Raw genomic sequence first — 8689 nt, 5'->3', positions numbered from 1 at the left:
TTGAGGAACCCTCTTCCAAGGGCATCCAGGGCTTCACCCGATTACCCTGGCCCTTTTCCGCCCGTCCCGTCAGGGCGCGAGGCGCACGCGAGCCACGCCCGGGATGGCCTGAAGCGCCTTCAGGGTCGTGGGGTCGAGAACGAGGTGGCGAACGCCGTCCACGGTTTCCACCAGATAAGCGTGCCTGGGCGGGCCCACGGGCAGCCGGGCAGGGGAGCGAACCGGGGACGGGAAGGACGGGAGCACGGGGCGGGGTGTCATGGCGGGTGCTCCTGGACTGAAGGAAGGGGGAGCGCGAAAGGGGAGGGCCGCCTTTCCGCCCGGCCCTTAGAAATACGCACGGCGTGCGCTGCATTCAAGGGAAAACGCACCGCGTGCGCTTTTTGTGTTGCGGTGCCACGGGGGTGAGGGCTATGGTGAGGCAACTCGACCCATCGTTGTTTTCATCGAGGGATTTCATGCCTGAAACCGTCATGACGCCATCCGCGTTCAAGCACTGGCGCAAGTCGCTGGGCCTTTCGCAAAAGGAGGCCGCCGAGGCGTTGGGACTAAAACGGCGGGTGGTTCAATACTACGAAAAAGGGGAACGCGACGGCGACCCCGTGGCCATTCCGCGCACCGTGCGCCTGGCGTGCTGGGCGTTGATGCAAGGCACGACCGACTACGCCGGCCCGGTGTCGGGCGAGGGCGAGGCGGCCGCCCGATCCAGGAAGGATGCCGGCAAGGACCCGGAGGGCGGGCGTGGAAGCCGGAAAAAGGCCAAGGCCGCGCGCCGGGAAGGCGAGGCGGCGGGCGAGGGCGTGGCGGACGGCGCGGACGCCCCGTCCCCTTCGGTTCCGGAGCGCGAGCCCGGGGCCGCGCCGGCTCCGGAGACACCGTTGCCTTCCTAAGGTCCAACAATCAATGGACACCCTCCCCCTGACTCCTGATATAAGGGGTCCCGTCTGATCCGGGCGCCGTTGGGGCGTGCCGGACCCTTTATGTCTCTCCTGCGGCCGGGCATCGCGACCCGCAGCCGCCTACTACCGGGTTCCGCCCCATGGCTCGACGCAAGCAGATCTACGAAGGTAAGGCCAAGATTCTGTTCGAGGGCCCCGAGCCAGGCACTTTGGTGCAGTACTTCAAGGATGATGCCACCGCCTTCAATAACAAGAAGCACGGCACCATCACCGGCAAGGGTGTTCTGAACAACCGGATCAGCGAATACCTGATGACGCGGTTGAATGAAATCGGGGTGCCAACCCATTTCATCCGTCGCCTGAACATGCGCGAGCAGTTGGTGCGCGCCGTGGAAATCATTCCCATTGAAGTGGTGATCCGGAACGTCGCGGCGGGATCGCTGTCGACCAAGTTCGCCATTCCCGAAGGAACCCAGCTTCCCCGTTCGATCGTCGAATATTATTTCAAGAACGACGAACTGAACGATCCGATGGTCTCGGAAGAACACATCACGGCCTTTGGCTGGGCCAGTGTTCAGGAGCTGGACGAAATTCTGTCGCTGTCGTTGCGCATCAACGACTATCTGTCGGGTCTGTTCCTTGGGGTTCAGCTCCGGCTGGTGGACTTCAAGCTGGAGTTCGGCCGCTTTTACCACGAGGACGAGGACGTTCAAATCGTGCTGGCCGACGAGATCTCGCCCGACAACTGTCGTTTGTGGGACGTGACCAGCGGCGACAAGCTCGACAAGGACCGCTTCCGCCGCGACCTGGGCGGGGTGGCCGAGGCCTACCAGGAAGTGGCGCGCCGTCTGGGCATCCTGCCCGAGGGCGGGCCGCGCGACATCCCGGGCCCGCGCACGATGCAGTAACCGCCCGCCCGGGCCTTTCTTTTGCTGTCTGCCCCGCCGGTTTCCTCCGGGACGATCGCCCCGCCGTCCCTGCGAACGGCCGGGGCCATCGTGATCGCGCGGGGCCACGCAAGGGACATCGAGTCGTGAAAGCCAAGGTCCACATCACCCTGAAGCCCGGTGTCCACGATCCCCAGGGGCGCGCCATCGGAGGCGCGCTCTCGCATCTGGGCTTTACCGGGATTACTGGCGTGCGCCAGGGCAAGGTCATCGAAATCGACCTGGACGAAACCGATCGCAAGCGGGCCCTGGAAGCGGTGGATGGCATGTGCAAGGCCCTGCTGGCCAACCCGGTCATCGAGACCTACGCCATCGAACTGTCCTGACGGAGGATCGCCATGCACGCCGCGATCCTTCTTTTCCCCGGCACCAACCGGGAGCGCGACATGGCCCGCGCCCTGGAGGTGGCGGGCGCGCCCGCGCCCGTGTTCGTCTGGCACCGGGAAACCACCCTGCCCGCCGGCCTTGACCTGGTCATCCTGCCGGGCGGCTTTTCGTATGGGGACTATCTGCGCTCGGGCGCCATGGCCGCGCGCAGCCCCATCCTGGAGGCCGTGCGCCGCTTCGCCGATCAGGGCGGCATGGTGCTTGGGGTTTGCAACGGCTTCCAGATCCTGACCGAGGCCGGCTTGCTGCCAGGCGCCTTGATGCGCAACCGCGACCTGCGCTTCATCTGCCGGTGCGTGGGCCTGCGGGTCGAGCGCACCGACACCCCCTTCACCACCCGCTACGCGGCCGGAGCCGTTTTGTCGGTGCCGGTGGCCCACCACGATGGCAACTACACCGCCGATGACGACACGCTCGCCCGCCTGGAAGGCGAGGGGCGGGTTGCGTTTCGCTATTGCGACGCGGCCGGCGTGGTGTCCGACGCCACCAATCCCAATGGGTCGCGGGGCAATATCGCGGGCATCGTGTCGGAAAACCGGCGCGTGCTGGGGATGATGCCCCACCCGGAAAACCTGGTCGAGCCCGCCTTGGGCGGCATCGACGGCCGTCCGCTGTTCGAGTCCCTGCTGGAGGCCCTGCCGTGAGCGCCGCGCCCGACACCCCTGCCCGTCCCCAGGCCGAACCGCCCTACACCGACGGCATCACTCCGGCCGTGGTGGCCGAGCATGGCCTGACCCCCGATGAATACCGCACCGTGGTCGCCATCCTGGGCCGGGCCCCCAACCGGGTCGAACTGGGCATTTTCTCGGTGATGTGGTCCGAGCACTGCTCGTACAAATCGTCGAAGAAGTGGCTCAAGACCCTGCCCACCACCGCGCCCTGGGTCATCCAGGGCCCGGGCGAGAACGCGGGCGTGATCGATATCGGCCAGGGGCTGGCCGCCGTCTTCAAGATGGAAAGCCACAACCACCCCAGCTACATCGAGCCCTACCAGGGCGCGGCCACCGGCGTGGGCGGCATTTTGCGCGACGTGTTCACCATGGGCGCGCGCCCGGTCGCCAACCTGAACGCGCTGCGCTTTGGCGCCCCCGAGGACCCGCGCACCCGGCATCTGGTCTCGGGCGTGGTGGCCGGCATTGGCGGCTATGGCAACTGCGTGGGCGTGCCCACCGTGGGCGGCGAGGTGAACTTCCACCCCGGCTTCAACGGCAACATCCTGGTCAACGCCATGACCGTGGGCGTGGCCCCGGCCGACCGTCTGTTCTATTCGGCCGCCGCCGGCATCGGAAACCCGGTGGTGTACGTGGGTTCGCGCACCGGGCGCGATGGCATCCACGGCGCCACCATGGCCTCGGCCGAGTTCAGCGCCGACTCCGAGGAAAAGCGTCCCACGGTTCAGGTGGGCGACCCGTTCACCGAAAAGCTGCTGATCGAGGCCTGCCTGGAGCTGATGGCCACCGACGCCATCGTGGCGATTCAGGACATGGGGGCGGCTGGTCTGACCTCGTCGTCGTTCGAGATGGCCTCGAAGGGCGGTTTGGGCGTGGAGCTGGACCTGGACCGCGTGCCCATGCGCGAAACCCACATGACGCCCTACGAGCTGATGCTGTCCGAAAGCCAGGAACGCATGCTCATGGTGCTGCGTCCGGGGGCCGAGGACCTGGCACGCGCCGTGTTCGAAAAGTGGGAACTGGAATTCGCCGTCATTGGCACGCTCACCGACACCGGGCGCATGGTCTTGCGCTGGCACGGGGCCGTGGTCGGCGACCTGCCCATCGACCCCCTCGCCCAGGCCAGCCCGGAATATGATCGTCCCTGGGAACCCACGCCGCGCCCGGCCCCCGCCGATCAAAGCGGCGCCGACGCGGTGGCGTGGCCCGATGCCCTGGCGCGGCTGATCGGCTGCCCCGATGGCGCGTCCAAGCGCTGGATCTGGGAGCAGTACGATCACCTGGTGCGGGGCAACACCTTGCAGCGCCCGGGCGGCGACGCGGCGGTGGTCCGGCTGGAGGATCGTCCGACCCACGCCCTGGCCCTGACCACCGACTGCACGCCCCGCTATGTCGAGGCCGACCCGGTGATGGGCGCGGCCCAGGCGGTGGCCGAGGCGTGGCGCAACCTGACGGCGGTGGGGGCGACGCCCCTGGCCCTGACCGACAACATGAACTTCGGCAATCCCGAAAAGCCGGCGATCATGGGTCAGTTCGTGGGCGCCTGCCAGGGCATCAAGGACGCCTGCCTCGCGCTTGACTTCCCCGTGGTGTCGGGCAACGTCAGTTTGTACAACGAAACCAACGGCCAGGCCATTCCGCCCACCCCGGCGATCGGCGGCGTGGGGCTGGTGGAAATCGCGCGCTCGCAGTCCCTGGCCTTCAAGGCCGAGGGCGACGTTGTCTTCTTGCTGGGCGCTCCCGACGAGGCCGAAGGGACGTGGCTCGACCGCTCCTTGTTCCTGCGCGAGATCCTGGGGCGCGAGGAAGGCCCGCCGCCGCCCGTCGATCTGGTGATGGAACGCCGCGTGGGCGATCTGGTGCGCGCCCTGATCGCGGCCGGCGAGGTCAGCGCCTGCCATGACCTGTCCGACGGCGGCTTGCTGGTGGGCGTGGCGGAAATGGCCCTGGCCGGGGGCGTGGGCTGTGCCCTGACCCTGGGCGACGCCAAGGCCGCCACGCTGTTCGGCGAGGATCAAAACCGCTACGTGGTCACGGCGTCGCCGGCCAAGGCCCGCCTGGTGGAAGCCCGCGCCCGCGCGGCCGGGCTGCCGGCCCGGCGCATCGGCGTGACCGCCGGCACCGCCTTGGTGGTGAACGGGGTCGAGGGACCGACCCTGGAAGCCCTGCGGGCGGCGCATGAAGGCTGGTTGCCCGGGTACATGGCCGGGTAGCGGTGAAAACGCGGCAAGGCGCGTCGTGGGAGGATTCCCGACGGCGCGTCTTGATTCCGTCTTGTGCGTCCTGATTTGTGTGTCGTTGGCCCGTGTTCGGGACGTGTCCTTGCCCCAGGGCGGACCGGCCCCACACCCTTGCAAGGAGGACCGCCGGATGGCGATCGATCCCGCCCATATCAAGGCCCTGATCCAGGACGCCTTTCCCGACGCCGACGTGACGGTCGAGGACCTGCGCGGCGATGGCGATCACCTGGGGGCCCTGGTTATTTCCTCGGCTTTCCAGGGCAAGACCCGCGTGCAGCAGCACCAGATGGTGCACGACGCCCTGAAAGGTCTGGTGGGGGGCGAACTGCATGCCCTGGCCTTGCAGACCAAGCCCCGTGATTGATTTCCCCCGACGGCCCTCCCATATCGGGGCCGCAGGGGATTTCCCATCCATGAGGACGACGCATGACCGTTCAAGAGCGGATTAAGCAAGTAGTCGAAGACAACCCGGTGGTGTTGTTCATGAAGGGCACGCCCGAAACGCCGATGTGCGGCTTTTCCGCGGCGGTGGTCGAGGTGCTCAAGCACTTTGGCGTGGCCTACAAGGGCATCGACGTGTTGCAAGACGACGACGTGCGCCAGGGCGTGAAGGACTACGCGAATTGGCCGACCTTCCCCCAGCTCTATGTGCGTGGGGAATTCGTGGGCGGGTGCGACATCGTGCGCGAAATGGCCGAGGCCGGGGAACTGGAAACCCTGTTCAAGGAAAAGAACATCCCGGTTCGCGGGGCATAACGCGTCGGGCCCCCCTGGCGGCCGGCGGGTCGCGGGCCGATCAGGGGGGGCAGACCGCCGACCCGTTCAGCGCCACCTGACCCATGCGCGCGCGAATGGTGGCGGCGCGACGGGCGACCCAGCCCGATGGGCTGGCCGCCGACCATATGCGGGGATTGGGGAGAATCGCGACCAGACGCGCCGCCTGGGTCGCCGACAGGTCGGCGGCCGCCACCCCGAAGTAATACCGCGCGGCCGATTCGGCCCCGAAAATGCCAGGCCCCCACTCCACGATGTTGAGATAAACATCCAGAATGCGGGCCTTGGGCCACAGGGCTTCCAAAAGCACCGTGTACCACAGTTCCAGACCCTTGCGGGCCACGTCGCGCCCGCCCCAGAGCAGCAGCGTGCGCGCGGTCTGCATGGACAAGGTGCTGGCCCCGCGCAGGCGTCCGTCGCGCTGGTAGTCGTTCCAGGCGTTTTGCACTTCCACCCAGTCAAAGCCGTGATGCTGGCAAAAGCGGGCGTCCTCGCTGGCGATCACCGCCTTGCGCAAGGCGTCGGGCAGGGCGGCGGACGATACCCAGGCGTGATGCAGGCCATCCCCTTCGATCAGGCGCTGGATCATCAAGGGGGTGACGGGCACGGGAAGAAAACGCCCGAGCCCCAGGCCGGCGAGCGGCCACGCGATCAGACCGATCCCCAGGACAAGGGCCAGTCCCCGGCCGGCGCGGCGGACAAGGGGGCGAAGGGCCTCGCGCCTCACCGGGCCGGTCCTACAGCACCTTGCCCTGGCGCAGGGATTCAAAGACCCCGGCGCAGACCGTGCGCAGGTCCTGTTCGTTGCGGATCAGGTTGCTTTTCATGGCATCGCGCTGGTATTTGAAATTATTGTTGAATTTGGCGGGCAGGGAACTCCACACCACCAGGCGCGACGGATCGGCGAGATAATACGCGAATTCCTTTTCGCGGAAGGTTTCACGGGCAAACTTCAAAATATCGACGATGATTTCCTGGTCGTTCATCTGCAGCCAGATTTCCGAAACCGCCGGCGTCACGTAGCGGCAGAACGGCCCCAGCGACGCCATCAGGTGTTCGGGGGTGTTGACGACGTTGTGCAGCGCCTGCTTGTCGCCAAGCACGCTCCAGATGGAATCCCCGAACACGGGGGCCACCAGGTCGATCAGGCGTTCGGCGTTGGGGCCCATCACCTTGAGTTCCTCGATCGCCGCGTGATGATGGGCCATGAGTTCGCGGAAGATCGCCGCTTCCTCGCCGATCAGCCTGGCTTCGTCCTCCTCCGAAACGGGCGGAGGCTCGGTTCCCGGGCGCGGGCGCTTGGGGCGGCGCAGGCCCAGTTTCCATTCGCCGTAAATCCGCGCGCAGCGCCGCAGAACGTAAACGTCGCCTTCGGTCAAGGCCGCCAGAAAGGCGATCTGCTCGGGACGGGTGAAGGTGGGCAGCAGGTCGCCCAGCACCCGGATATGCGCGGTGGTCAACAAGGCATACGATTGGGCAAGGCTGAACTGGTCGGGCGTGGTCAGATAGGGTTTCAGAGCCTCGTACAGGCCGCGCTTGGGGGACTTGGCCCGGAACTCGGCCGGATCGAAATCGGGTTCGCGAGGCTTGCGAAACATTTTGAGCAAGCTGCGCCGCGCCGTCGCCTGCTCCTTGCGCCAGCGGGCACGGGCCCGCTTGGCCTCGCGCACGGCCCAGGTCCGATCAGCCTGTTCGATCGCAAGACGGGTCGAGGCGTACAGGTGAGAGTGGATGACCTGTTGATAGGTCCGGCCACAAGGCGCGATGGGCTGGTCTTGGGAGTCGACCACGGCCCCGCCTTCCTCGGCCTTGAAAAGCTCGCCAAAGGCCGCGTCGGCGCGCATTTCCCAAGCCAGCCCGAGCAGGGACGGCACCAGCTCGGGGGAGTCCAGCATCAGGTCGTCCACGGTGCCCCAGGTGGCCAGCCGCGCGGCCAGATCGGGCCGTCCGGCGCGTTCAAGAATCTCGCGCAGCAACAAAAAACCCTGTTGAACCCGTCCCTTGATGCGGGCGGGTTGCGGCGCCTCCGCCGGGGAAGACGACGGGCGGGCCGGGCGCAAGGAAGGCTCTCGGGCCATACTGGTTCCTCTTGGTAAGCCACGCGTCGGGGGAGCCGTTTCAAGGGCTTTCGGGCGCCGACAAGTCAAGAAGACGCGGCGCCCGCTCGATGATCTCGTGCAGGATCTTTTCCGCGGACTTGCACTTGCGCAGCGTCTCCTCCTCCACTTTGTGAAAATAGCGGTCCTGGATCAAGGTATTGTAGGCATCGTACAGGGTCTTGATCTCGTGCAAGAACACCTCGCGCGAGCCAAGCGGGAGATATTCTTCTTTCGCGATTGCCTTGAGAAAAGTCAGGGAACAATCGAGAAGCGTGGCCCAGATCAACACGGTCAGGCTGTCGAAGCGGTCGAGGGCGGTGGCCTTTTTGGCCTCGGGCAACAGGTCGATCCGTCTTTCGATGACGATCGAGAACGCCAAGCATTCGCTGGTCAGGCTACGGGTCCGGGCGTAATCGGCGAATCTTGGTGGGTGTTCTCCGTGGCGTTGCAGCACCGTCGCGGACTGGGACAGGGCTTCAATGCGCGCCTCAAGCAAATGAAGGAAATTCTCCAGCTCCTGGGTCACGCGGGCTTCGGGCGGCAGGGGAGGGGCCATGATGGGGTTCCAGCGCGAGGGCCACCGTGGAAGCGGTCCCCCGGGGAGTGACATAAGATCGCGATCCGATCATGGTGCCCCTGCCGGGGGAACGAGGCAAGGGTCGCGTTCCAGGG

Annotated in this window: 11 protein-coding genes; 7 read left to right on the top strand and 4 right to left on the bottom strand. The window is 66.5% G+C overall.

What is annotated here, in order from left to right; translation table 11 throughout:
- Window positions 1-69: 69 nt before the first annotated feature.
- Window positions 70-261: a hypothetical protein gene (locus tag ROR02_RS15445; protein WP_147164940.1), complete on the bottom strand. Its 192-nt coding sequence runs from the start codon at window positions 259-261 to the stop codon at window positions 70-72.
- Window positions 262-458: 197 nt separating this feature from the next.
- Between ROR02_RS15445 and ROR02_RS15440 the strand changes: the two genes are divergently transcribed.
- The 7 genes from ROR02_RS15440 to grxD all read left to right on the top strand — a co-directional run bounded on the left by ROR02_RS15440 (window position 459) and on the right by grxD (window position 5900).
- Entirely contained in the window at window positions 459-890 is a 432-nt protein-coding gene (locus ROR02_RS15440; protein ID WP_246135587.1) for a helix-turn-helix domain-containing protein, read from the top strand.
- Window positions 891-1039: 149 nt separating this feature from the next.
- Window positions 1040-1807 carry a phosphoribosylaminoimidazolesuccinocarboxamide synthase gene (gene purC / locus ROR02_RS15435; protein ID WP_147164939.1) on the top strand — a complete coding sequence of 256 codons (768 nt, stop codon included), beginning with the start codon at window positions 1040-1042 and terminating at the stop codon, window positions 1805-1807.
- A gap of 125 nt (window positions 1808-1932) precedes the next feature.
- On the top strand, window positions 1933-2172 hold the full coding sequence (gene purS / locus ROR02_RS15430; protein WP_147164938.1) for a phosphoribosylformylglycinamidine synthase subunit PurS: 240 nt from the start codon (window positions 1933-1935) through the stop codon (window positions 2170-2172).
- Window positions 2173-2184: 12 nt separating this feature from the next.
- Complete coding sequence (gene purQ / locus ROR02_RS15425) at window positions 2185-2877, top strand: phosphoribosylformylglycinamidine synthase subunit PurQ (protein WP_147164937.1); 693 nt, start codon at window positions 2185-2187, stop codon at window positions 2875-2877.
- Window positions 2874-5117 carry a phosphoribosylformylglycinamidine synthase subunit PurL gene (gene purL, locus ROR02_RS15420; protein WP_407672665.1) on the top strand — a complete coding sequence of 748 codons (2244 nt, stop codon included), beginning with the start codon at window positions 2874-2876 and terminating at the stop codon, window positions 5115-5117. The genes purQ and purL overlap by 4 nt, the downstream gene beginning before the upstream one ends.
- Window positions 5118-5274: 157 nt before the next feature.
- Complete coding sequence (locus ROR02_RS15415) at window positions 5275-5508, top strand: BolA/IbaG family iron-sulfur metabolism protein (RefSeq protein ID WP_147164936.1); 234 nt, start codon at window positions 5275-5277, stop codon at window positions 5506-5508.
- A gap of 62 nt (window positions 5509-5570) precedes the next feature.
- Complete coding sequence (gene grxD, locus ROR02_RS15410) at window positions 5571-5900, top strand: Grx4 family monothiol glutaredoxin (RefSeq protein WP_147164935.1); 330 nt, start codon at window positions 5571-5573, stop codon at window positions 5898-5900.
- Window positions 5901-5940: 40 nt separating this feature from the next.
- Here grxD and mtgA read toward each other — a convergent pair whose 3' ends face one another.
- The 3 genes from mtgA to ROR02_RS15395 are packed head-to-tail and all read right to left on the bottom strand — an operon-like array spanning window position 5941 to window position 8573.
- Window positions 5941-6645 carry a monofunctional biosynthetic peptidoglycan transglycosylase gene (mtgA, locus tag ROR02_RS15405; protein ID WP_147164933.1) on the bottom strand — a complete coding sequence of 235 codons (705 nt, stop codon included), beginning with the start codon at window positions 6643-6645 and terminating at the stop codon, window positions 5941-5943.
- 10 nt (window positions 6646-6655) lie between these two features.
- Window positions 6656-7996 (bottom strand): hypothetical protein, encoded by a 1341-nt coding sequence (locus tag ROR02_RS15400; protein ID WP_147164932.1) that lies wholly within the window; start codon window positions 7994-7996, stop codon window positions 6656-6658.
- Between the two features lie 40 nt (window positions 7997-8036).
- Window positions 8037-8573: a hypothetical protein gene (locus ROR02_RS15395; RefSeq protein ID WP_147164931.1), complete on the bottom strand. Its 537-nt coding sequence runs from the start codon at window positions 8571-8573 to the stop codon at window positions 8037-8039.
- Between the last annotated feature and the right edge of the window lie 116 nt (window positions 8574-8689).

The organism is Pararhodospirillum oryzae, assembly GCF_007992075.1.
GTDB lineage: Bacteria > Pseudomonadota > Alphaproteobacteria > Rhodospirillales > Rhodospirillaceae > Pararhodospirillum > Pararhodospirillum oryzae.
The sequence above is the reverse complement of the archived record's forward strand: the minus strand, read 5'-3'. Positions and strand labels throughout refer to the sequence as shown.